Consider the following 23538-nt stretch of genomic DNA (forward strand, 5'->3'; position numbering starts at 1 on the left):
TAAAGTCTGGCTAGATATCAATTTTACATTATTTTAACACCAAGAGACAATTAATATCACTATTATTCGTTATATATTTGTAATAATATGATTAAAATAAAGTAAATTTGCCAACTTAAAATTGGTTAAATTCTAAGAAAGAAAAGGAAAAATGAATAGATTCTTTAGAAGCAAAAAAAAGGTGACTCTTCTGATTGCCATTCTTGCAATAATTGTCTTTGTGCAGAGTATTTTTATTGGTAAATTATACTCGGGCAAAGATGACAAAAACTACGAAGTCAATCTGGTAAAAATCAATACTGAAAAAGATAGTGTAGACTACCTAAAAATGAAAAATGATCTTGGAATAATAGATCAAACGATATCCCAAATAAATTCATTCTTACAATCAAAAGATATTAAAAATGAAAAGCTAATGGTTCTTAGTAACGATAGTATTTCAAACTCTGTATATCTAGCCAAGCAATCCAACAGATACAGTAAATATCTAATAGATTTGCAAAATAAACTCATGCAAGTACCATTGGGAATGCCTTCTGAAGGATATATTTCTTCTAATTTTGGGATAAGAAAAAACCCTATTCCGTACAAAAAAATTTATGCTACAGTAAAATCTACAACTCCTTCTAAAACTACTGCTACACCTACCGTAGCATCGGCTCCAACGGTAAAGGCTGAACCAGTAGAAAAAATTATAGAACTTACAGATAGTTATGGGAATAAGCGCGAAGTAAAGGTAATGGTAACTCCAAAAGTTGCTAGCGTTGCCACTCCTGCCACTCCAACTCCTTCATCTAGCGACACCAAAAGTGTTGCTGTCAACACATCGCCAAAAGAACAAAGTAATGCTCCAGCAGAAGCAGATCAAATGCAATATCACAAAGGCTTGGACATTGCAGTTGCTTATGGTTCTAACGTGATTGCTACCGCTGCAGGAACCGTAATTTTTGCTGGTCAGAAAGGTGGATATGGCACTTGTGTGATTATCTCTCATGGAAATGGTTTGGCTACACTATATGGGCATCTATCTCAGCTGGTTGCAAAAACCAACGATAAAGTGAAAGTAGGGCAAGTAATAGCAAAATCTGGCAATTCTGGTCGATCTACGGGACCTCACTTACATTATGAAGTTCATAAAAATAATACACCCGTAAATCCGAAATTATTCATGAATTTATAAAATAAAAAAACTGCAACTTTATTGGGTTGCAGTTTTTTTTTGTTAAATATTGATCTTAGTAACCTGCTGTAAAACGCTCACGGATATGATTGTTTTGTTCTAGCTCATCTACCAAAGCTACTGCAACATCTTCTACAGAGATTATGCTTCTACCTTCCTCATTAAAAACCGGATTTTCTAACGAAGTTCTGTATTTTCCTACTCTAACGCCTGCAGTACCAGGATGCATTTCTATCGCCGGGCTGAAAAACGTCCAATCTAAAGTAGAATTATTTTTTATTTCGTTAAGATAATCTCTTGCAGCCAATGCGCCTGGTTTTATATCTGCAGGGAAATCTGGCCCGTCTACCAACTGCTGTCCATCAATGTACAAACTTCCTGCACCACCAACGGTAATCAATCTTTTTACACCAGAGTTTTCTACTGCTTTTTCTATGTATTTAGAACCATTTAGGAAATCATTGTACAAATTAGGATTCGTCCAACCTGCATTGAATGCACTGATTACAGCATCATTTCCTTTTAGAGCTTCAGAAAGTTCGGTTACATTATTAATGTCCAAACTTTTTGCTACTACATGCTCATTTTGAGCTACCTTGGACGCATTTCTCACAATTGCTTCCACTGCGTATCCTCTACTTTCTAACTCTTTTACTACATGCTGACCAACAAATCCTGTGGCCCCTATTACTGCTACTTTTTTCATACTAATAATAATTTAATTGTAATATGTTTTGTTACATTTATGATTAAAAAAATTTTATTTAAAATTTAAACAAATTGATCTATAAAGTCTTTTAAGTTTTTCTTTCCTAAAAACTGAATAACCATTTGATCTGTTTCCACAAACAATTCATTCAGATGAAAATTTATATTTTTACCAATAGAACAAGAAGGATTCGGTTGATTGTTTTTCTTTCCCAAAACCTCAGAATTCTTCACTGCATTGTAGATATCTGCCAAACTTATTTTCTCTGGATTTCTTGATAGCAAGCTTCCTCCTACTTTACCTTTTCGGCTAATGACTAATCCGGCTTCTTTCAGAAAACCCAATTCTTTTCTTACCACGACAGGATTTATATTGATACTTCCTGCCATCCATTCGGACGTAAGAACCTCATCTTCTGACTGTCCTAGGAGCGTCATAATGTGTAATGCGGTAGAAAATCTTGTGTTATTCATATAATTGTTTAGCAAAGATACATAATATTTTTAATGTAACAAAAACTATTACATATTAATTAATTTCATATTCTAAAATAAAATAACCACCTCACAGTAAGGCAGTTATTTTATAGATTAATGTTAAAAAATATTTATTTGATTCCTAATAACTCTACTTCAAAAATTAAGGTAGAATTCGGTCCAATTTCTTTGCTTATTTGCTCTTCACCGTATGCTAAGTTAGCTGGTAAAAACAATTTCCACTTGCTGCCAACTGGCATCAATTGTAAAGCTTCTGTCCATCCAGAGATTACTCTATTTAGAGGAAATGATGCTGGAGTACCTCTTTTCACAGAACTATCAAAAACTTGACCTTTGATGTTTGTTCCGTGGTAATGGCATTTTACAGTGTCTTTCGCTTTTGGCTTTGCACCGCTACCTTCCGTCATGATTTCGTACTGCAAACCACTCGGTAAAGTAACCACTTCCTCTCTTTTTGCATTTTCTGCTAAGAAAGCCAAACCATCATTTAGGTTTTTTTCAGCTTGTTCTTTTTTACGTTTAAATAACATATCTGCTACTCCCATTGTCTTATTTTTTTGCAAAGATAAGTTTTTTTGAACGGACGAATATTTCATCTTTTTAGAAGAATTACATTTTTTAGATTATCATTTTTAGATTTAAACAAAATTTTAAATAAATTAAAACTAGCACCAAAACTGAACTTTTCTTTAATAACAATTCCCCATATTAGACATTGAAATTGGTATATTATTAAAGTAAAAAATAATATTTAAACGAACTTTTAAATTTGATTAGTTTCTTGAAGACAAATATTCAATCTATCAAATTGATATTGAAATGCTCACTAAATTTAAAGATTTCATTAATAAAAATGTACTTATTTTTAAACTAAAAGTTTTTAATAAAAACGTGCGAGAAGCTCGCACAAGTTGGAATTTAGAATATTCCAATCTTTTTTAGTTAGATTTTTCTTCTTTATCATGGTTGCAATTTGTTCAAACGATTCTTCATCTATTTTTACACAGTAATAAATTTTCTCTCCATTGACAAAATTTTTTTGAATACAATTTAATATAAACTTATCATTATCAAATGAAATAATTGATGTAATAATATCATCATACCAATCAACTATTTGTAATGAAGTAATTATCATTTTTTTATCTTGGTTTAAAAATTTTGATCAGTGGAATAGGCTTAAATATTATTACAGAATTAAAACCCAGAAGTCCATAATTGGTTATTTAGAGTGAATCTTCCAACTATAAAATCATCTGGATAATCTTTAAATCCATTTTTCTCTTTTAGGTTTTCGACAGTATTATTAGCCCAATTTTCATCTAAAAACACTCCGATAACCCTTTCATCATCTAAAAAATGATGAATAGTATACATATGACTTACTTGAAATATATACTGTAAATTCAGCTCTTTTATTGATTTACTACTTTCTGATATTAGAACATATTCTGGTAAATAGTCTCTTCCAATTTCTCCAGCAACACTATCGAATCCATTTTGCCAGTGAACCTTGTTCAATTCATATTTTATAATAATTAATCCATCAGGATAGGTTTTAAATCCAGGAAGATTCAGAGCATTTTCTTTTGCTTTTTCCAACTTCTCCATATCATCAAAGTATCCTAAAAATTTAGATGCCGTATGATTGTCGTCCATATAAGTGTGTTCAAGTGCATATACAAAATAGTCCATATTAATATTTATTTATTTTTCAGCGGATTTTGAAATGATCTGTCGTCTTATTTATTTGAAATTTTGAGCTAACTTTTTTTAGAAATTTAATTTCATAGTATTTTCATTTGCCCTATTGTTCACAATCGTCAATAATCTCATTATTAGTATCCTTTCAATTCTATATTGTTGTTGTTCATATTTCGATACCATTCTAGGAGTACTAAACCTGTAGGATAAGTCATGCTACTTTTATTAAGTTCTAAATTAGTAAATATAAAAAATTAGTACCGCTTTCTTCAAGTAAATCTTAATATCTAAAATTAAAAATGGCTCTACAGTATTGTAAAGCCATTTATTAAATAGTATGAGGTAAACAAATTTATTGTTTTTCTGCTTCTTCCTTATCTGGGAATGCAATAGATGCTAATACCGAAAGTACCAATACTCCACCTACAATACCTAATGAAATTGGCGATGAGATATGGAACCATGGAGCTATTAACATTTTAAAACCTATAAATGCTAAAATTATTGCCAAACCATAAGGCAATTTGCTAAACATATGGATGAAATTAGCTAATAAAAAGTACAATGATCTAAGTCCTAAAATCGCAAAAATATTGGAGGTATATAAGATAAACGGATCATTTGATATTGCAAAAATTGCAGGGATAGAATCTACTGCAAAAAGTACATCCGTAAATTCTATTACTGCCACAACTACCAATAGAGGTGTTGCCACTTTGATACCATTCTGAATCGTGAAAAACTTATCTCCATCATAGTTATCTGAGACTTTCCAGAATTTTTTCACCAATTTTGCACCTGCAGAATCACCAAAATCTTCATCATCTCCATCGTCTCCGCCTCCCCAAGATTTAATTCCTGCATAAACTAGGAATAAACCAAAAAGAACCATTACAACGTTTATCTTTACCATCTTTCCAAAGATGTTCATTTCTGGTAAAAACGTTAAATTAATAAGACCTACTCCCGCAAAAATAAATATTGCTCGGAATATTAATGCCCCAATTATTCCCCAAAATAATACTTTGTGGTGCAAATGTTTGGGAACTTTGAAGAATCCAAAAACTAAGATAAATACGAAGAGATTATCTACGGAAAGTGCTTTTTCTACCCAATAAGCAGCTTGATATTGCGTAAATTTTTCTATCGCAACTTCATGACTTCCCGCTCCAAGATCTGAATTGAAAACCCAATATACGACCCCAGAAAAAATCATTGATAAAGAAATCCAAACGATAGACCATATCGTGGCTTCTTTTGAAGTAACCTCGTGACTTTTCTTATTAAAAACTCCTAAATCTAAGAGTAACATGATAACAACTGTTATCGCAAATCCCCACACCAACCCAGGATGCAGTTCTAAAATACTTTGATGTTGATCCACTTGTGTATTATTGTGTTATAAATTAAAAGCAATAGCTGAATTTATCAGATATTGCTATACATTTTTATTAATTCTAAAAATAGAATTAATTATTTAAAAATCAATGATTTATTATAAATATTTTTCTTGAACAGTTTTTACCGTTTGTTCTAGCTTTCTATCAGAAACCGCATCACCAATTGCATTGAATTTCCATTCTCCGTTTCTTTTGTAGAAAACTCCCATCACCATTGCTACATGCCCATTGAAAGATTTATCATTTGCAATATCATATTTAGCAAAAACTTCTCTTACATTCTTAGGTGTACCTTCGTAAATACGAATTGAAGCGAAAGGTATTGTACCAAAATCTTGTCCTTGATAACTATGAAGAACCAATGCTACATGCTCTACTGAAGGATTAAGATTGCTGAAATCTATTGTAATAACTTCATTATCCAAACCATCATCGCCGTTCACATCGCCCGTTAAATCGTCACCGCTATGTTGTACAGAACCATTATTGGATTTTAAATTGCCGAAATAAATAATCTCTGATACATTTTTATTACTATCATACAAAATGCAGCTTCCATCTAAATCTACTGCTTCCTTTTTGGATCCGAAGATTCCTTTTTTGTCAATTGCACCCCAATTGATACCTACACAAGCTTGCGACAAGGTAGATCCGTTTTCCTTTTTAAGGTTTATTCTTTGTCCTTTTTGTAAGTTAATAGCCATTTTTTATTCTTTTTTAATTATTTAAATTTAAGTTGAGCATTGCACGAAGAATATTAGTCTCTTCGTTCACATCAAATATTTTGCTCATAATATCAATATTTTCTAAATTTCGAAGGTAATCTTTGAGTACATTTTGTACATCTTCTGATAAAAATCTTTTGTTTTCCTCCATTGTTTCTTCAAGATCCTCGTTTCTTCTTTTCAGCTGGTTGATTATTGATACTTGGTTGGATTGGTTTTCTGAAATATCCAGATCTGCCAATTCTATATCAATTAAGTACAATTTTCTTGCTTCCACATTGAAGATAAAATGATCGTTCGATTGAAAAATTCTGAACAACTCATATTCTTCAGTACCGATACGATAGCCACACACAAACCGAACTTTAAAATTTTGTATATTCAATCTTCCCAAAAGTTTTCTTTCTATACTAAAATCTGGATATTCGTAAGATGGTTTTGGATCTAATTTAAGCTTAGATTCATCTGCATCTGTTCTGTAATATTCTACTGCATATTTTTTTTGAAAATAAAGTACAGCATTCCAATCTTGTGAGAATTTATCCTCTGCAAGGTCTTGATATAAATTCCTTAAATATTCTGAAAAAACGCCACTATAGATTTTCCTATCCGTTTCAAAATCATCAACTTTTCTCTCTTCGAAACTATTTATATATTGATTATTAATATTAATTTCATTAATAAAAGCCAACTGATCGTTTTCCTTTTTTTTCTTTAATTTGGTCAACAATTCAATCAGACTATCAGTATATTGCAAATGAAAAAGCTCTAATTTGCTAAAATCTAAAGTATTATTGTCTTTGAATAATTGATGAATAATATCTGTTTTTATGTAAATAGATATAATATCAATGTTTTCAAAAAAATTTGAGAGAAGTTTAAGCTTTGTTAATCTTCTTCTACTCTGAGACATTATACTTACAACCTCATCACTCACTATATTACTGTATTATTAACCTCTAATATTTGCTTTTAATTCTGATTCTAAAGTTTGTAGATCTTGATCTAGTTTTCTTCTATTTTCAGTACCTTGTTTTTGTATTTGTTTCACTTCATTCAACGTATTGATAAGCATTGCAGTAGTTTCTTTCAACGTTTCTGCAGATACTATTGTTTGCTCGTTGGCTCTAGCTACATTCACAGAATTTTGTCCGAGACGTTCGGCATTTTTTCTCAAAATTTCTTCAGTAGTAGAAGATACTTTTTGTTGTACTTCTATATTCTGCTGCTGTCTGTGCATAGCCACGGCAAGCGATAGCTGGTTTTTCCAAACTGGTAATGTAGTGGTAAGTATCGTTTGTGCTTTCTCTGCAATAGATACATTATTACTTTGTACCAATCTTATCTGAGGTAGAGATTGCATCATAATCAATCGTACTACTTTCAGATCTGCCATTCTCCTATCCAATCTGTTGATAAAATCTCTTTTGTCAGCAACCTGATAATCAGCAAAATTCTGGATATTAGCTTCCATATTTGCCAATTCTAAAGATGCTTTCTCCATCCTTATGTTTCCTGCAACTACTAGATCCTCTATGGCTTTTATAGAATTCACATTACTATCAAAAATAGTTTGCAAAACTGCATTATCTTTCGTAGACGTAATAATACCAGCATTTACCTTATGAGAAATCTGATCAATATTAGTGGTAATTTTATCATATTTAGCAAACAGATTATCTACCTGCGTCAGCATCTTTTTCATAAAAGGAAGTCTACTCAAAAAGCCTTTTACTTTACTCCCCTGAATTTCATCTACATCAACATAATTAAGCTCTATCAACAAATTATTGATTAGCTCGCCCACTTCACCAGAGTTTGATCTTCTTACGTTTCCTAAAAAACTATCACTTTGGTTTGCCAAAGTTTTTTGTAATTCGGCACCATAGTTTACAATAGATCCAGGGTTGCTCTCGTCAATAGAATTGGCAATTACCTCATACTTCTTACGTTCTTCTCCCTGCAATTGGCTGATATTCACGTTTCCGTCTCTATCAACCAATGCTGGAGCCATATTTTGGTTAGGTTGTATGTCTTGCATAGAGAATTTTATTGATACAGAGATACAAATTTATCTAGCCCTTCTCTTTGTCCGCTTCCTACTGCTTCAAATTTCCATTCTCCATTTTTATTATAGATTCTACCGAATTCTACTGCTGTTTCTATAGAAAAATCTTCATCCAATTCGTATTTTAAGATTTCCTCTTTAGTATCTGTATTGAAGATTCTGATGAAAGAATTTCTTACTTGTCCGAAGTTTTGTTTTCTAATCTCAGCCTCATGTATTGTTACTACTACTGTTATTTCTTGTATTGCAGCATCTATTTTTGTAAGGTCTATAAGGATTTGCTCATCATCACCATCGCCATCACCCGTAAGGTTGTCACCTGTATGAATTACAGATTTGTCTGGAGATTCTAAGTTATTATAAAAAATAAAATGTTGGTCTGATACTAGTTTTTTACTGTCATTAAGTAGAAATAAAGACGCATCCAAGTCAAAGGCTCCTCCTGTTGATGTATTATTAATATCCCAACCCAAACCGATTGTAAATTTTGGTGCGTTTATATTTTCTCTTTGTCCTTTTTGTAAGTTAATAGCCATAATTAAGTTCTGTTATTGTTAAACTGTTTATATTATTTTTGTATTCTTTTATTAGATGATAATTGTTACTTATTGCAAGTTCTAGCAAGCTATCAATAAGATGTTTTTTTACTTTTGAGGTAAGATACTCAAATTTTTTTGAATCAAGACCCAAAATGTATTTTACAATTCGAGTATTATATTCGAAACTGTTTTTTTCCATCACATCTACTATATCTTCTACCTCTTTTACGGTATAGTAATTGAAGAAGTTTTCAATCTTTGGATCTATTTCAAAATTAGTAAGTTCTGCGTAGTAGAGAAATAAAAAATCTGCATTTACGCTAAATTCGTTTAAAATTCTATTTACAGTGTATTCGTGGCTTCCTGTAATTTTGATATCGTCTATAAAGATACATAATTTATCTTTCAGAAATTCCTTGTCTATATAATAAGTATCGTTGGATATTAGCTTTTTTCGGTCTTCAAAATTTAGATTGCCGTAATCTGTTATATACGTATGATTCCTATTAATTTTTGATAGGATGCTTGCTTTTTTTCCATTTTTAAAAAGATAAAAATCTAGATGCTTTTTAAAGAAAAAACACAAAAAATTAGAAGCAGTAGGAATTGCCATGTAAGGACTTGGCAAGACTACAATATCTTTTTCTGTATCTAAAATATCTGCATGATTGGTAATAAACCCTTCGAATAATTCTTTCGCAAATTTCTCTGCGTAAGATTTGTCACCATACTTAAAAAAACTGTATTCGGCTGGCGAGAAAGTAAATTCTTTATCAGAATCTATTTTATGCAAACTATAACGTGTGTTCATATGTTAAAATGTGTGTTTTAGAAGTATAGCATCAAACCCAAAATCTTTAGCTCCTTTGTAATCTGCTACTTCATTATCGCCAATATGCAAAGTTTGATCCAAGGGTAAATCTCTTGACATTTTGTTTTTTACCTCTTGAAAGATTTTTAAATTGGGTTTAGAACAATTCGTCTCATCAGAATAAATCTGAAAATCGATATACTGATCTAGTTTTTCTGCACTCAAGAATTTCCTCATGGTAGATCCTTTTATGAAACCTGTATTACTCAAAACATTGATGGTTTTACCCTGATTTTTTATTTCCTCAAAAAACTGATGCAGGTTTTCGAAAATTACCATAGGTTTATATTCCAGAAATAAAGCTTCACTTCTATCGTAAAACTCTTGTAAACTCTTTTTACTGATAGTTTTGATATCTATTTTTAAAGAACCTAAGATCATTAAATAAATTTCGAAAGTATCTATATTACCACCCGAAACTTCGTTGATGGTATTGCAAAGATCGTCGTAATATTTCACGGCATTTGCTACCTCATCTAAAGGCAGATTAAGATTAAAAAATGTAGAAAACAATTCTACTCTCTTTGCTTTAAATTCAGGATGAGATTTTATGAGGGTAAGCCAAAGATCAAAAGAAAAATGGCTGTGGTGAGAAGTATCTATTGTTGTTATCACAATTGAAATCTTAAGATTTTTATTATTTTTTTTAAAAATTAAAGTTGGCTTATGTTAAATTAAATTATTTAAATATCCAATAATATCCAAAGATAAAATATTTCTTTGCATTGTCTATATTTTTAAGATTCTTTAAGATTTTTTTGCAAAAAATAAGACTATTATTTATAAAATAACCCTATTATGAATTTAATATTTGTCATATGCTAATTATTTATCTGGCATTACCTTATAACTTGGATCTTCCTCTATATTCACATCTATTACTGCCCTTGCATCTTTCAAGAGTTTTCTAGAATCTTCACTTAGATGTTTCAAGGTCACTTTTTTGTTTAATTGATGGTACCTTTTGGTCAATTTGTCCAAGGCATCGATGGCAGTCATATCTACAATTCTGCTTTCTTTGAAATCGATAATAATCTCTGAGGGATCATTTGCAGGATCGAATTTATCTGTAAAAGTAGTAGCAGAACCAAAAAATAAAGGTCCGAAAATCTCGTAATGCTTCACGCCATTTTCATCGGTATGTTTTCTAGCTCTAATTCTTTTGGCATTGTCCCAAGCGAAAACCAACGCCGCGATAATAACTCCTACCAAGACTGCAAGAGCCAAATTGTGAAGAACAATAGTAATGAGGGCAACTGTAATCCCAACAAAAATATCAGATTTGGGCATTTTGTTTACAATCCTTATAGAAACCCACTGAAAAGTACCCAATGCAACCACCATCATCACGCCAACTAATGCAGCCATCGGAATTTTCTCTATAAATGGTGCTCCGAAAAGGATAATTGCAAGAATCATAAGAGAAGCAATGATGCCTGATAATCTTGCTCTAGACCCCGCATTGATATTCACTAAGGTTTGTGCTACCATGGCACATCCACCCATGCCACCAAAGAAACCGTTGGTCATATTCGCGATACCTTGTGCGATAGACTCTTTGTTTGCGCTCCCTTTAGAATCTGTAATTTCATCTACCATGGAAAGCGTTAACAGAGATTCTATAAGTCCTACTCCTGCCATTACCATAGCATAAGGAAATACAATTTGTAAAGTTTCTAGCGTAAAAGGAACTTTTGGAATATGAAAACTTGGTAAATTTCCGCTAATGCTTGCGATATCTGCAACGGTTTTGGTATTAATATTAAACCCAACAACAATGGCAAATACTGCTAAAATTGCAACTAATGATGCAGGGACTACTTTTGTGATTTTTGGAAAAAAGTAGACAATGGCAATAGTGAGCGCTGTAAGTCCCAACATTATATATAGTGAAGTACCTTGAAGCCAAGAATAAGTACCGTTGGCATCTATCACCTTAAATTGCTCGATCTGCGACATAAATATAATAACGGCAAGACCATTCAGGAAGCCGTACATCACAGGTTGAGGGATAAGACGAACGAATTTTCCTAATTTGAAAACGCCAACGGAAATTTGGAAAATCCCAGCCATTGCAACGGCTGCAAATAGATATTCGATGCCATGAGATTTTATAAGCGCGATTAAAACGACAATAGTAGCGCCCGCGCCACCCGAAACCATCCCAGGACGACCACCCAAAATGGCAGTCACCAATCCCATCATAAAGGCAGCATATAAACCTGTAAGTGGAGAAAGCCCAGCAAGAATAGCAAATGAAAGCGATTCTGGAATCATCGTCATGGCAACGGTGAAACCTGCGAGGAGTTCGTTTTTGTAATTTATTTTTTTTGAAAAATCGAAAAGATTTAGTTTTGCAATCATTGATTATAAAAGGATTTTTGAATTATTTCTACCTCATCTTGTGAGGAAAAAATTCAAGTTTATTTGGGTAAAAATGCGCCAAAAAAATTTGAGGATGTAAAGGTAGAAACTCCATGGAAGCAAACCAATTTTTTGGTAGGAAAGAATTTTGTTGTAAAAAACAAATATTGAATAACGACTGCTACCCTAGCCCAGATTGAACGGCGTGTCTGAGCTCTTTTTGTAGGCTTGGGAAAGGCGTTGGCGCAAAAAAGCGAGTAGTGAAAGCGGGAAAAAGCTCTTTGAAAGAAAGAGAAATTATGATAAGGATAAAATAAAATCTATCTAAAGTGCGTATCTTTGCAGATATTCAATAACAATATTATGAGTGTACACATCAGTGCAAAAAAAGGAGAGATAGCGAAAGTAGTATTGCAGCCTGGAGACCCTCTTCGTGCGCAATATATTGCAGAAAACTTTTTGGAGAATGCAAAATTGGTAAGCAAAACAAGAGGCATTTTTTATTATACAGGAACTTATAAGGGAAAAGAAATCACGGTGGGTGCAAGCGGAATGGGTTGTCCAAGTATCGGGATCTACTCTTACGAGTTGTATACAGAATATAAAGTAGAAACCATCATTAGAATTGGTACTTGTGGAGCTTATTCTACAGATCTTCAGCTTTTTGATATCTTAAACGTGGAAAATGCAGCGAGCGAAAGTACGTACGCCATTAACGCTTGGGAAATTGAAGGTGATCTGCTTTCTCACCAAGGAAACATCTTTGAAACCATCAACGCAACGGCGAACGAAATAAACGTAAAAACAAAAATTACAAATATCCACACGAGCGATATTTTCTACAGAAAAAATCCTAATGTGCCTGCTGTAGCTACAAAATACAACTGTTCTGCAGTAGAAATGGAAGCTTTTGCTTTGTTTGCGAATGCAAAACATCTGGGTAAAAATGCAGCCACTATTCTTACGGTTTCTGATATTATCCCAACCCAAGAATTTATCTCTGCTGACGAGAGAGAAACTGCTCTAAAACCAATGATAGAATTGGCTTTGGAAGCAGCTTTGAAATCGTTATAAGAAATTAAAAATAAACTAAAAATAGGGTTTTGCAAGATTGCAAAATCCTATTTTTTTTGTTTTCTAGTGGTGATATCCCAATTTTCTAGCTGATTTGGGTTGTTGATTTTCGAAAGATTGAGTCTAAAATTGATTTTCTTCTCGTCTTTGTATTCATTGATAAATAAATTGAATTCTAAATTCCCAGATGTGAGAATGCTTTTGGGGTGTGGGTTTTGATCGATGATTTGCTTGGCTGTTGTTATTTCAGATTTTAAATTGCTATTTTGAATTAGATAATTGAAAAATGCTTCTTTCTTTTGGGAAATTGTATTAGCCGAAAAGTCATTGGTTGGGTAATTACCTTCTAGGGTTATTACTAAATTATCACAACCTGAAAGCTCCACTACTATCTCTTGGGATTTATCTTTATACGTTTCTTTGAGAACCTCTGTGTAATTATGCATTTCTATGGTACGAACAAATTGAGTTCTGTTATTAAGTATTTTTTTATTTTGCCAATTCGCCAATTGGCAATATTCTAAATAAGATTCCTCGTATAAGTTGCCATCTATATAAATAAATGAAAGCTGACTAGAAGGAAATTCTTCTTGATTGCCATCAAAAGCCTTAGGATTAGGCGCAACTTCAGCCTCCAGTATTTTTTTGTAGTACTTGAAATCTGATAATAGATTGTATGAAAATGGTGCATATTGAAGAATCTCATGCTTTTGACTAATTGTATTATTCTTACCCATGATGATATACCAAATTTCAGCATTGGTATTGGCATTACCACCTAGCATACCTTCTGAGGTTTTATCTACAATATAATCTGTAATCCCATCAGCATTGAGATCATCTGAAGCAATTTGAGAAAATGTGTAAGAATATGGATCTCCATCGTTGGGAAAACGTACAGAGTAATTTTTCTCATCCAAATCACTGTACTTTCCGTTCTTCTTGATTTCTTGATGCATCAGATATTTCAAAATATCAAAAGAATCTTTAGTCGATTCATTATTTGCCGCAGCGATAGTGTTCTTACTATTTACAGGTTGAGGTATTATACTAGATTTGGGAACATCTTTTTTGCAAGAAAGTGCCAGTACAAATAAGAAAATGCAAATATTCTGTTTTTTCATTTTTACGATTCTGTGAGATTACCAAATTATGAAAATTTAGACTATTATAGTATAGCACAAAAAAAAGCACCTACATTTCTGTAAGTGCTTCATTTTCAAAAAGTGGTCCCACCTGGGCTCGAACCAGGGACCACCTGATTATGAGTCAGGTGCTCTAACCAACTGAGCTATAGGACCTCAAAATTTGGTTAAATTTTGTGTTGCAAAAGTAGTAAAATTTCTCTTACTACCAAATATTTTTTTACTTTTCTTGACAAATTTCTACCAACACTCCATTGGTACACTTGGGATGAAGGAAGACAACTAATTTATTGTCAGCTCCTTCCTTCGGTTCTTCGGAGATAAAAATAAATCCTTCTTTTTTTAATCTTTCTATCTCTTCTAATATATTTTCTACTCCAAAAGCCAAATGATGAATGCCTTCACCCTTTTTTTCTATGAATTTCGAGATTGGGCTATCTTCCCTACTCGCTTCTAACAGTTCTATTTTGCTTTCGCCTGTATTATAAAAAGAAGTTTTCACACCTTCTCTTTCTACAGATTCTGTTTTGTAAGATTTTTTTCCTAAAAGTTTTTCAAAAAGGTCATCAGAAAATCCTAGAGACTTTACTGCAATGCCAATATGTTCTAATTTCATAAGGTAAATTTAATTTAAAAAGATAAATTTGATGCTTTCGTGCATTTTCAAATCTTCAATTCAAACAAAAATAGTAAATTTGCAGAACTTATGGAAAGTAATAGACAAAGAAAAGTAGCACAAATTATACAAGAAGATTTTGCAGAATTATTCCGCAAACAATCGGCAGAAAGCAAACAAAGTATTCTTGTTTCGGTTTCAGATGTAAAAATAACTCCAGATTTAGGAATTGCAAAAATATATTTAAGCATTTTCCCACAGGAGCATCGTAAAGCAGTAATGAAAGAGATTGAGGTAAATAAGCCTCAATACCGAAATTTTATTGGTCAGAAAATGGGCAAGCAAGTTCGAATTATTCCTCAACTTAATTTTTATTTGGATACAGCATTAGATGATGTAGAAAAATTAGAAAAAGAATTAAGAGGAGACGGAGACAACCCAATTCTATAATCCACCTTGAAAAACATTGCATTTTACATAGCATCAAGATACCTTTTATCTAAAAAAGGAAGCACTGCAGTCACCTTTATTACATGGTTGGCTGTGGGTGCTATGAGTGTTGCTGTAGCAGCAATGTTTGTCATTATTTCGGTTTTTTCGGGCTTAGAGGTTTTTAATCAAAATCTTATTGCAAACTTGCACCCTGATCTTACCATCGAAAGTACTTCGGGTAAGCGCATCAACAATTTAGATAAAATAGAGAGCGTTCTCAAGAATAATGCAGATATAGATGCCTACTCTAGAATTATTGAAGAAAAAGTATACATTAGTTATAATGGTAAAGGAGACATTGGATATCTACGTGGTGTAGATTCTTCTTATATAAAAGTAAATCCTATCTACAAAAGTATATTGGTAGGTCAATATCCAAGCTTCGAATATTCTAATGAAGTATTCATGGAGCATAGCTTAAGCACTAGATTATCAATACCTATTGATAGTGCCAACGAGTTTTCTACTGTATTTATGCCAAAATCTGGCACCGGAATTATTTCTAAAGAGGAAGATATTTATAACAAAAAAGATATTCTCACTACGGGGATTTTTCAGGGTAATGATCAGCTAAACAATTACATCATTGCCCCTATAGAATTGTCTGAAGGTTTACTAAATATCCCTAAAAACTCTGCTTATCAAATTGTGATTAAACTTAAAAATCCAGATACGACAGAACAAATAAAACAAACTCTATTACCTCAGCTGGGTAAAAATATTACCATTAAAACCAAAGAGCAGGAAAATGCAGCTTTTTGGAAAATGGTCAACACAGAGAAATTATTTATCTACCTTATTTTCTCTTTGGTTATCTTCATTACTACATTCAATCTTGCAGGAGCAATCATTATATTGCAATTGGATAAGAAACAACAAGCAAAATCTCTTATATCGCTTGGGTTCCCAATAAGTCATCTGAGAAAAACTTATTTTTATACGGGTATCTTAATCGTAGTATTGGGCGTGATCACAGGTCTTCTCATCGGAAGTGCACTATGCTTATTTCAACTGTATACAGGGTTTTTCAAAGCTATAGAATCTCTAGCCTTCCCTGTAAAAATTGCTGCAAAAAACTATCTTATTGTAGCTGGAATAGCTTTAATATTCGGAGTTTCAATATCTTGGTTCTTTTCAAAAATAAGCAAGGACTATATTACCAAAAATTAACATTATTTAATATCTATTTTTAGTAATTTCGCTGTGAAATATTTATAAATTATGAAGCGAATTCTATGTTCTGTATTGGTAGGTGTTATCAGTATTAATGCCTATTCACAAGCATCTCCTACGTATTACAATGGTACGGCTGGACTTTCGGGTGCACAACTAAAAACACAATTGAAAACCATCATTACTGCTGGACATCAAGACATGGGATATGGAGGACTTTGGACTGCCTATCAAACTACAGATCGTGATTACTACTACGAGAATGATGGAACAATACTTGACATGTATTCTGAGAATCCTACAGGGACGGATCCTTACAATTTCACATACAGTTCTAACCAATGTGGTGGTTCTGGGTATGTAAATGAAGGAGATTGCTACAACAGAGAGCACATAGTTCCACAAAGTTTATTCAATGAAGCTTCTCCAATGAAGAATGACGTGCATTTCATCAGAGCTACAGATGGTAAAGTGAATGGTATGAGAAATAATTTCCCATTTGGAAAAGTAAATACTACGCCAGATTTCACCTCTCTTAACGGTTCTAAATTGGGTAATTCTGTATCATCTGGATATGGTGGAACTGTTTTTGAGCCTATTGACGAATTTAAAGGTGATGTTGCCCGAATGATTTTTTATTTTGTAACCCGTTATGAATCTCAACTTTCAACATTTTCTCAGGGAAATATGCTAGGCAGCACCCCTTATCCTGGATTACAAATGTGGCAACTTAACCAATTGCTTGCTTGGGATGCATTAGACCCTGTATCACCCGCAGAAATTGATAGAAATAACAAATCCTTCCTGCACCAAGGAAATAGAAACCCTTATATTGATAATCCTTCATTTGTAGATTTGGTCTGGAGAAATCAACCAATCGATACCCAAGCGCCAACGGCAGCTACTAGCCTTGTAGCTAGCAATCCAACTACAAATACCATTTCTTTATCGTGGGCAGCAGCTACTGATAATACAGGAGTAACTTCCTATGATATCTACGCAAACGGATCATTGAAAACATCAGTATCTGGAACAACATTATCAACAACTGTACAGAGTTTAAATGCAGGGACTCTTTACAATTTTCATGTTATAGCAAAAGATGCATCTGGTAACGAGTCTCCTCAAAGTAACACAGCCTCAGAAACTACTTTAGCAGCTCCAGCGGGTAGCAATTGTGGTTCTGAAACGTTTGAAAGTATTCCTACCAGCACTAATCCTGCTTATACATCTAGAACTTGGACAAGTAACGGAATTACTTGGAATGCTACGGACGCAAGAGTAGATGAAGTAATCAATGCTAAAGCTATTACGATTAGAAATGGTTACTTACAAAGCTCGGCTGTTTCTGGTGGAGTTGGCAACCTTACTGTAACTACACATCTTAAATACTCTGGTACAAGTAATAATCTAAATCTTCTTGTAAACGATGTATTGGTAGGTGTAATTCCTTATAGCGCAACAATTACTACAACAACACTTTCTGATCTTAATATCCCCGGGAATGCTACCATAAAATTGGTAAACCCTGTAACATCAAACAGAGTCGCTATAGATGACTTAAGTTGGACATGTTATTCTGTACTAGGTACTACAGAAGCCCAAAAATCAGCATCTTTCAGCATCTATCCTAACCCAGTAAAAAATAACGAAATTTTCATTAACGGAACTCAGTTGGAAAAAGTTTCTAAAGCAGAAATCTATGATCTATCTGGGAAATTAATAAAAAGCATCACCAAACCATTTATCAATTCAAATAAAATAAATGTACATGGTCTAGAAAAAGGTAACTACATCCTTAAAACTGATGCTACTACAACGAAGTTTATCGTACAATAATAAGCTTTTATATTTTTTGATTTAAAGACCGAATTTTTCGGTCTTTTTTTTTATTTTTGATAGATGAGTTCTAGCAAAAAATTAGGTTTAATAGGTAAAAATATCTCTTATTCTTTTTCTAAAAAATACTTTCAAGAAAAGTTTCAAAAACTAAATCTTACAGAATATTCTTATTCTATTATAGACCTTCGAGAGATTGAAGAAGTAGAAAATCTGTTTTCAGATCCTGAGATATTAGGATTTAATGTAACCATTCCGTACAAAGAAAAAATAATTCCTTTTCTAGATAATTTGAGTGATGAAGCTGCCAAAATTGGCGCCGTTAATTGCGTTTTAATAGAAAATGGAAAAAAAACGGGCTATAATACAGATGCAATTGGATTTGAGAAAACTTTAAAAATTCATAAAAAACCACACCAAAAGAAAGCATTAATTTTAGGCGATGGCGGTGCAGCAAAGGCAGTACAATATGTTTTGGATAAAAACGAAATCGAGTATCAAACCATTTCTAGAAAATCTATAATTACCTTTGAGACATTAGACGAAGAAACAGTAAAACAACATCCAATAATTATACAATGTACTCCTGTTGGTACATTTCCAAATGTTAAAGATTGCTTGAAATTTCCATTCCACGCACTTACTTCCAATCATTTGGTGATTGATCTTATTTATAATCCCAACTATACGCAATTTATCTTAAACTCAGCGAAGTATGGAGCTAAAACCGCCAACGGATTTTACATGCTAGAACAGCAAGCAGAAAAAGCTTGGGAAATTTGGTATAATAAAAAAAAATAGCATAAATTAGTACTTTATTTGGCTTTTTGCAACAATTAGGATAATAACGCCATTCACATAAAAGATTTGCTATGACTACAGAAAACAATCTTTCTGAAAACGAAGAAAGTAAAATTTCTACTGAGGGAACTCAACCAGAAACATCAGAAAACAAAGTTTCTCACGATGAAAATATCATAGAAGAGGAAACTGATCATTCAGAAGACCATATCGATACAGATATTTCTCTAGCGGATGTTCTAAAGGAAATGGAAAACATCATTAATGCGCCCAATGCTGGTGAACATTCCAAAAAATTCAATGCACTGAAAGAAACAGCAAATCATGCGATACATCATGAAATTGAGGATAAAAAGCACGAATTGAGTGAAGCTGGGAATGCGATTGAGAACTTTAGTTACGAGCATCCCTCGCAATCCAAGTTATCCGGATTAGTTCATATTTTCAGAGAGAAATACGATTCTTACCAGAAAGAGCAAGATGAAGAGCAAAAGAAAAATCTAGATCAGCGCCAAAGCATTATTGATAGGCTAAAAAATCTATACACCAATTCTGAACAAGGCACGAATCTTTTTAAATCTATCAGAGAAATAAAAGAAGAATGGGCTAAAGCAGGACAAGTTGCAAAATCAGAATTTAAAATTTTAAATAATAATTATTTCCATCATTTGAATCAATTTTACCAAATGTTGGATCTAAATAAGGAATTTCTAGAACAAGAATTCAATCATAATCTAGAGAAAAGACAACACATTATTGCGCGTGCTAAGGAGTTGGAAAACGAACCCGTTGTACAAAAAGCACTGAATGAATTGCAATACCTACATAAACTTTGGAAGGAAGAAGCAGAGCCTGTAGCAGAAGAATTTCGTGAGAAAACTTGGGACGAGTTTAAAGAAATTTCAAATAAAATACACGAAAGAAAATCTGAACTTTCTGCAGCAATAGAATCTGAGCAAACCGCTAATCTCGCTAAGAAAAATGAAATTATTGCTGAAATAAAAACCCTATCTGAAGGAAAAGACGCCACCAATCATAGTTATTGGCAAAACTCTATTAAAAGAGTGGAAGATCTGCGTGCAGAATTCTTAAAAACGGGAAGTGTACCAAGAAAATTATCCAATAGCAATTGGAATGATTTCAAATCTACATTAAGAACTTTTAATACCATAAAAAATAATTACTACAAATCCTTAAAAGGGTCTCAGCAAACTAACCTTGAAGAAAAGCTAAAACTAATACAAACTGCTAAAGATAATATGTTGTCTGAAGATTGGGATGTTACAGTGGCCTTGTTTAAAAAACTTCAAGACGATTGGAAAAACGTCGGTCATGTACCTAAAAGTATGACCAACAAAATATGGGAGGAATTTCGTGAGGCGTGTAATACTTTCTTTAATAACTTCAGAGAGAAAAGTAATGCATCTAATGATAATTGGAAGGAAAACTATAAACAGAAAAAAGAGATTTTAGAAAATCTAAAAACAATCACTGACGAAGACGGAAGTATAGAAAAGATAGAGGCTATAAAAACAGCTTGGAACAATATTGGAAAGGTACCGAGAGATAAAATTTCTATCAACGCTGAGTTCAACAAAACCTTAAGAGAAAAATTAAAATTGAATAAAATCAATGAGTTTGATCTTAAAGAGCAAGGACTTACAGAAAATCAACTGACGGATAAAGCGAGAAAGATAAAGAGCCAAATTTCTGATCTAGAATCTGAAATTGTGAAATTAGAGAACAACTTATCGTTCTTCAAAAACCCATCTAAAGACAACCCTCTTCTGAAGGAAACTTACATTAGTATCGAAACGAAGAAAGCTCAACTGGAAAACTTGAAGCAAAGTCTTCATCATATTATCGCAGGAGAGTAATTGGTATTTTTTTAATTTAAAAATGTACGGCGAAGCAAAGAAATTTGTCTTCGCCTTTTTTATCAAATGACAGACGAATTTTACATCCGAAGATGTATACATCTAGCTAAGAAGGCATTAGGAAACACTTATCCCAATCCTATGGTAGGAAGTGTCATTGTACATAACGACATCATAATTGGTGAAGGATATCACCATAAAGCTGGAGAAAACCATGCAGAAATTAACGCGATCCAATCTGTAAAGAACAAAAGCTTATTACCAAATTCTACCATCTATGTATCTCTAGAACCTTGCGCTCATTATGGTAAAACGCCACCTTGCGCTTTAAAAATTGTTGAAACTGGTTTCAAAAAAGTGGTTATTGGAGCGATGGACTCTCATAATAAAGTGAATGGGAAAGGCAAAAAAATCATCCAAGATGCAGGTATTGAGGTGATTTCTGGAGTTTTGGAAAAAGAATGTACGGATCTCAACAAACGTTTTTTCACCTTCCATCAAAAGCACAGACCTTATATTCTATTGAAATGGGCGCAGTCTGGAGATCATTTTATGGATAAAGATTTCAAGCCTTACTTTATTTCCAATAGCTTGGTCAATCAGTTTGTACATCAATTGAGAGCAAATGAACATTCTATTTTAGTGGGTACAAACACTGCATTAAATGACAATCCAAGTTTAACAGTACGAAAAGTAGTGGGCAAAAACCCAATTAGAGTTTTGATTGATTTTGATTTGAAGGTTGCAACTGATTCTAACATTTACAATACAGATGCTGAAACCATTATTGTAAACTCTGTTAAAAATAAAGTGGAAGGACATTTAACTTTCATTCAAATTGATAAAGAAAACTTCCTTCCCGAATTAATGAAGACGTTACACAACATGCAAATTCAATCGGTCATTATTGAAGGAGGAAGCTATATCCTAAAACAATTTATCGAAGCAGAACTATGGGATGAAGCAATCGTGATTAAAAACGAGAATTTAATTTTAATCCACGGAACCAAAGCTCCCAATTTAAATAAAAAACCATCAAACATCGAAATCATTAGAGATAATCATATTGAGTTTTACAAAAATTCTTCGAGGTAAAAATTATGTTGCACGAATATAAAACAATCAGTAACGAGGTAGAAAATATCATTATTAAAGAAAAAGGAAGCAAATTTGTTGGGTTCGCTTATCAGGTAAATAATGAAAAAGAACTAAGAGCTGTTTTAGAAAAAGTGCGTGGAGAACATCCGAAAGCCACTCACCATTGTTATGCTTTCAGACTTGGCATTAATGGAGAAAATTATCGCGCTAACGATGATGGGGAACCTTCTGGAAGTGCAGGATTGCCGATCTACAACCAACTTCTAGCTCACGAAATTACCAACGTCTTGGTAATAGTAGTTCGATATTACGGAGGAACAAAATTAGGCGTTCCAGGTTTGGTAAGAGCTTATAAAGAATCTGCCAAATTGACATTGGAAGAAAGCCTAATTATTACTAAGGAATTAGAATCTGAGATTGAAATTACTTTTAATTTTAATCAACAAAATATAATATTTACGCTCTTATCAAAATTTGACGCCAAAGTATTGCAATTCGATGCTCATGAAAATTGTGTTGTAAAGGCCTTTATCAAATCTTCTAAAACAGAAAACATCTCAGAAAAATTATCTGAGATGCAATATATTTCTTTTAAAATAAATGAAAATTAGCTTCTTCTACTACCCATTAGCATACTTGCCCAGTATAAAAGTTGAGCTAAAGAACCTAGTGCAGCAACCAAGTAGGTACGTGCAGCCCATTTCAAACTGTCTTGTACGCCTACAAATTCATCTGCTGTTACTGTATTTGTATCTTTCAGCCATTTCATTGCTCTATTACTCGCGTCATATTCTACTGGAAGCGTAACGAAAGCAAAAATGGTAGTAAATGCGAACATAATAACACCTATAGCAAGAACTATCGTGTTACCCGTAGGGTTTTCTATAGATCTTGTAGCCGCCATTATTCCAATACCAGCAATCAAAACAAATTGCATTAAATTTGAACTTATTTGCACCACTGGAACCAATTTGGATCTGAGTTGCAACATAGAATATCCAACTGCGTGTTGTACAGCGTGACCGCATTCGTGTGCGGCAACAGCTGCGGCTGCTGCATTTCTTTGCATATAAACACCTTCCGAAAGATTCACAGTTTTATTTGCAGGATTATAATGATCAGTCAATTGTCCGGGAACCGAAATTACTTGTACATCATTGATACCATTATCTCTAAGCATTTTTTCTGCTACTTCCTTTCCCGACATTCCGTTTCTAAGGTGTACGTTTGAATAAAATTCAAATTTGGATTTCAGCCTGGATGACACAAACCAACTCACCAACATTGAAATCCCTATAATTAGATAATAACCACTCATTTTTTATTAAATTTAATAAATAATATTAAAATTAGTAGATATAAATAT

Annotated in this window: 24 protein-coding genes and 1 tRNA gene; 9 read left to right on the plus strand and 16 right to left on the minus strand. The window is 33.0% G+C overall.

Annotated elements, in window-relative coordinates; translation table 11 throughout:
• The first annotated feature begins 151 nt into the window (after positions 1–151).
• Positions 152–1180: a M23 family metallopeptidase gene (locus ACKI42_RS05105; RefSeq protein ID WP_407403118.1), complete on the plus strand. Its 1029-nt coding sequence runs from the start codon at positions 152–154 to the stop codon at positions 1178–1180.
• A gap of 55 nt (positions 1181–1235) precedes the next feature.
• Here ACKI42_RS05105 and ACKI42_RS05110 read toward each other — a convergent pair whose 3' ends face one another.
• The 12 genes from ACKI42_RS05110 to ACKI42_RS05165 form a co-directional block, all read right to left on the minus strand.
• The gene (locus ACKI42_RS05110; RefSeq protein WP_407403120.1) at positions 1236–1886 is read right to left on the minus strand and encodes an NAD(P)-dependent oxidoreductase; all 651 of its coding nucleotides are present in this window, start codon (positions 1884–1886) and stop codon (positions 1236–1238) included.
• Positions 1887–1951: 65 nt separating this feature from the next.
• The gene (locus ACKI42_RS05115) at positions 1952–2362 is read right to left on the minus strand and encodes an Rrf2 family transcriptional regulator (RefSeq protein ID WP_407403122.1); all 411 of its coding nucleotides are present in this window, start codon (positions 2360–2362) and stop codon (positions 1952–1954) included.
• Positions 2363–2496: 134 nt separating this feature from the next.
• Entirely contained in the window at positions 2497–2982 is a 486-nt protein-coding gene (locus ACKI42_RS05120) for an FKBP-type peptidyl-prolyl cis-trans isomerase (RefSeq protein WP_407403124.1), read from the minus strand.
• 601 nt (positions 2983–3583) lie between these two features.
• Positions 3584–4045 carry a hypothetical protein gene (locus ACKI42_RS05125; protein WP_407403126.1) on the minus strand — a complete coding sequence of 154 codons (462 nt, stop codon included), beginning with the start codon at positions 4043–4045 and terminating at the stop codon, positions 3584–3586.
• Positions 4046–4442: 397 nt separating this feature from the next.
• Positions 4443–5474 carry a TerC/Alx family metal homeostasis membrane protein gene (locus ACKI42_RS05130; RefSeq protein ID WP_407403128.1) on the minus strand — a complete coding sequence of 344 codons (1032 nt, stop codon included), beginning with the start codon at positions 5472–5474 and terminating at the stop codon, positions 4443–4445.
• 111 nt (positions 5475–5585) lie between these two features.
• Entirely contained in the window at positions 5586–6194 is a 609-nt protein-coding gene (locus tag ACKI42_RS05135; protein ID WP_407403130.1) for a TerD family protein, read from the minus strand.
• A 13-nt stretch (positions 6195–6207) separates the two neighbouring features.
• Positions 6208–7152: a hypothetical protein gene (locus tag ACKI42_RS05140; RefSeq protein WP_407403132.1), complete on the minus strand. Its 945-nt coding sequence runs from the start codon at positions 7150–7152 to the stop codon at positions 6208–6210.
• Positions 7153–7167: 15 nt separating this feature from the next.
• Entirely contained in the window at positions 7168–8256 is a 1089-nt protein-coding gene (locus ACKI42_RS05145; protein WP_407403134.1) for a toxic anion resistance protein, read from the minus strand.
• 8 nt (positions 8257–8264) lie between these two features.
• Entirely contained in the window at positions 8265–8819 is a 555-nt protein-coding gene (locus ACKI42_RS05150) for a TerD family protein (RefSeq protein ID WP_407403136.1), read from the minus strand.
• A complete protein-coding gene (locus ACKI42_RS05155; protein ID WP_407403138.1) occupies positions 8809–9633 on the minus strand; it encodes a phosphoribosyltransferase family protein in 825 nt (274 codons plus the stop codon). The genes ACKI42_RS05150 and ACKI42_RS05155 overlap by 11 nt, the downstream gene beginning before the upstream one ends.
• A 3-nt stretch (positions 9634–9636) precedes the next feature.
• Entirely contained in the window at positions 9637–10308 is a 672-nt protein-coding gene (locus ACKI42_RS05160; RefSeq protein WP_407403140.1) for an HAD family hydrolase, read from the minus strand.
• 210 nt (positions 10309–10518) lie between these two features.
• Positions 10519–12057: a SulP family inorganic anion transporter gene (locus ACKI42_RS05165; protein ID WP_407403142.1), complete on the minus strand. Its 1539-nt coding sequence runs from the start codon at positions 12055–12057 to the stop codon at positions 10519–10521.
• 363 nt (positions 12058–12420) lie between these two features.
• Between ACKI42_RS05165 and deoD the strand changes: the two genes are divergently transcribed.
• Complete coding sequence (deoD, locus tag ACKI42_RS05170) at positions 12421–13131, plus strand: purine-nucleoside phosphorylase (protein WP_407403144.1); 711 nt, start codon at positions 12421–12423, stop codon at positions 13129–13131.
• Positions 13132–13178: 47 nt separating this feature from the next.
• On the opposite strand, the gene ACKI42_RS05175 is transcribed toward deoD, so the two are convergent.
• The 3 genes from ACKI42_RS05175 to mce form a co-directional block, all read right to left on the minus strand.
• Positions 13179–14255, minus strand: coding sequence for a hypothetical protein (locus ACKI42_RS05175; RefSeq protein WP_407403146.1), 1077 nt, complete (start codon positions 14253–14255; stop codon positions 13179–13181).
• A 103-nt stretch (positions 14256–14358) separates the two neighbouring features.
• Positions 14359–14432, minus strand: a tRNA-Ile gene (locus tag ACKI42_RS05180).
• 64 nt (positions 14433–14496) lie between these two features.
• Complete coding sequence (gene mce / locus ACKI42_RS05185; protein WP_407403148.1) at positions 14497–14892, minus strand: methylmalonyl-CoA epimerase; 396 nt, start codon at positions 14890–14892, stop codon at positions 14497–14499.
• Positions 14893–14982: 90 nt separating this feature from the next.
• On the opposite strand from mce, the gene rbfA reads away from it, so the two are divergent.
• The 7 genes from rbfA (at position 14983) to ACKI42_RS05220 (ending at position 22783) form a co-directional block, all read left to right on the plus strand.
• Entirely contained in the window at positions 14983–15342 is a 360-nt protein-coding gene (gene rbfA / locus ACKI42_RS05190) for a 30S ribosome-binding factor RbfA (protein ID WP_407403150.1), read from the plus strand.
• Positions 15343–15348: 6 nt separating this feature from the next.
• Positions 15349–16554 carry an ABC transporter permease gene (locus ACKI42_RS05195; RefSeq protein WP_407403152.1) on the plus strand — a complete coding sequence of 402 codons (1206 nt, stop codon included), beginning with the start codon at positions 15349–15351 and terminating at the stop codon, positions 16552–16554.
• Between the two features lie 51 nt (positions 16555–16605).
• The gene (locus tag ACKI42_RS05200; RefSeq protein WP_407403154.1) at positions 16606–18396 is read left to right on the plus strand and encodes an endonuclease; all 1791 of its coding nucleotides are present in this window, start codon (positions 16606–16608) and stop codon (positions 18394–18396) included.
• Between the two features lie 63 nt (positions 18397–18459).
• Entirely contained in the window at positions 18460–19197 is a 738-nt protein-coding gene (locus tag ACKI42_RS05205) for a shikimate dehydrogenase family protein (RefSeq protein WP_407403156.1), read from the plus strand.
• 71 nt (positions 19198–19268) lie between these two features.
• The gene (locus tag ACKI42_RS05210) at positions 19269–21074 is read left to right on the plus strand and encodes a DUF349 domain-containing protein (RefSeq protein WP_407403158.1); all 1806 of its coding nucleotides are present in this window, start codon (positions 19269–19271) and stop codon (positions 21072–21074) included.
• 66 nt (positions 21075–21140) lie between these two features.
• Positions 21141–22169, plus strand: a complete 1029-nt coding sequence (ribD, locus tag ACKI42_RS05215) for a bifunctional diaminohydroxyphosphoribosylaminopyrimidine deaminase/5-amino-6-(5-phosphoribosylamino)uracil reductase RibD (protein ID WP_407403160.1) — start codon at positions 21141–21143, stop codon at positions 22167–22169.
• A 5-nt stretch (positions 22170–22174) separates the two neighbouring features.
• Complete coding sequence (locus tag ACKI42_RS05220; protein ID WP_407403162.1) at positions 22175–22783, plus strand: IMPACT family protein; 609 nt, start codon at positions 22175–22177, stop codon at positions 22781–22783.
• On the opposite strand, the gene ACKI42_RS05225 is transcribed toward ACKI42_RS05220, so the two are convergent.
• Entirely contained in the window at positions 22780–23490 is a 711-nt protein-coding gene (locus ACKI42_RS05225) for a zinc metallopeptidase (RefSeq protein WP_407403164.1), read from the minus strand. The two genes, ACKI42_RS05220 and ACKI42_RS05225, sit on opposite strands and share 4 nt — an antisense overlap.
• Between the last annotated feature and the right edge of the window lie 48 nt (positions 23491–23538).

The organism is Chryseobacterium sp. (assembly GCF_045629545.1).
Lineage (GTDB): Bacteria > Bacteroidota > Bacteroidia > Flavobacteriales > Weeksellaceae > Chryseobacterium.

Coding starts and splice junctions, on each gene's coding strand:
- ACKI42_RS05105 (WP_407403118.1), top strand. CDS start 152: ATGAATAGATTCTTTAGAAGCAAAAAAAAGGTGACTCTTCTGATTGCC.
- ACKI42_RS05110 (WP_407403120.1), bottom strand. CDS start 1,886: ATGAAAAAAGTAGCAGTAATAGGGGCCACAGGATTTGTTGGTCAGCAT.
- ACKI42_RS05115 (WP_407403122.1), bottom strand. CDS start 2,362: ATGAATAACACAAGATTTTCTACCGCATTACACATTATGACGCTCCTA.
- ACKI42_RS05120 (WP_407403124.1), bottom strand. CDS start 2,982: ATGAAATATTCGTCCGTTCAAAAAAACTTATCTTTGCAAAAAAATAAG.
- ACKI42_RS05125 (WP_407403126.1), bottom strand. CDS start 4,045: ATGGACGACAATCATACGGCATCTAAATTTTTAGGATACTTTGATGAT.
- ACKI42_RS05135 (WP_407403130.1), bottom strand. CDS start 6,194: ATGGCTATTAACTTACAAAAAGGACAAAGAATAAACCTTAAAAAGGAA.
- ACKI42_RS05145 (WP_407403134.1), bottom strand. CDS start 8,256: ATGCAAGACATACAACCTAACCAAAATATGGCTCCAGCATTGGTTGAT.
- ACKI42_RS05150 (WP_407403136.1), bottom strand. CDS start 8,819: ATGGCTATTAACTTACAAAAAGGACAAAGAGAAAATATAAACGCACCA.
- ACKI42_RS05155 (WP_407403138.1), bottom strand. CDS start 9,633: ATGAACACACGTTATAGTTTGCATAAAATAGATTCTGATAAAGAATTT.
- ACKI42_RS05165 (WP_407403142.1), bottom strand. CDS start 12,057: ATGATTGCAAAACTAAATCTTTTCGATTTTTCAAAAAAAATAAATTAC.
- deoD (WP_407403144.1), top strand. CDS start 12,421: ATGAGTGTACACATCAGTGCAAAAAAAGGAGAGATAGCGAAAGTAGTA.
- ACKI42_RS05175 (WP_407403146.1), bottom strand. CDS start 14,255: ATGAAAAAACAGAATATTTGCATTTTCTTATTTGTACTGGCACTTTCT.
- mce (WP_407403148.1), bottom strand. CDS start 14,892: ATGAAATTAGAACATATTGGCATTGCAGTAAAGTCTCTAGGATTTTCT.
- rbfA (WP_407403150.1), top strand. CDS start 14,983: ATGGAAAGTAATAGACAAAGAAAAGTAGCACAAATTATACAAGAAGAT.
- ACKI42_RS05200 (WP_407403154.1), top strand. CDS start 16,606: ATGAAGCGAATTCTATGTTCTGTATTGGTAGGTGTTATCAGTATTAAT.
- ACKI42_RS05205 (WP_407403156.1), top strand. CDS start 18,460: ATGAGTTCTAGCAAAAAATTAGGTTTAATAGGTAAAAATATCTCTTAT.
- ACKI42_RS05210 (WP_407403158.1), top strand. CDS start 19,269: ATGACTACAGAAAACAATCTTTCTGAAAACGAAGAAAGTAAAATTTCT.
- ribD (WP_407403160.1), top strand. CDS start 21,141: ATGACAGACGAATTTTACATCCGAAGATGTATACATCTAGCTAAGAAG.
- ACKI42_RS05220 (WP_407403162.1), top strand. CDS start 22,175: ATGTTGCACGAATATAAAACAATCAGTAACGAGGTAGAAAATATCATT.
- ACKI42_RS05225 (WP_407403164.1), bottom strand. CDS start 23,490: ATGAGTGGTTATTATCTAATTATAGGGATTTCAATGTTGGTGAGTTGG.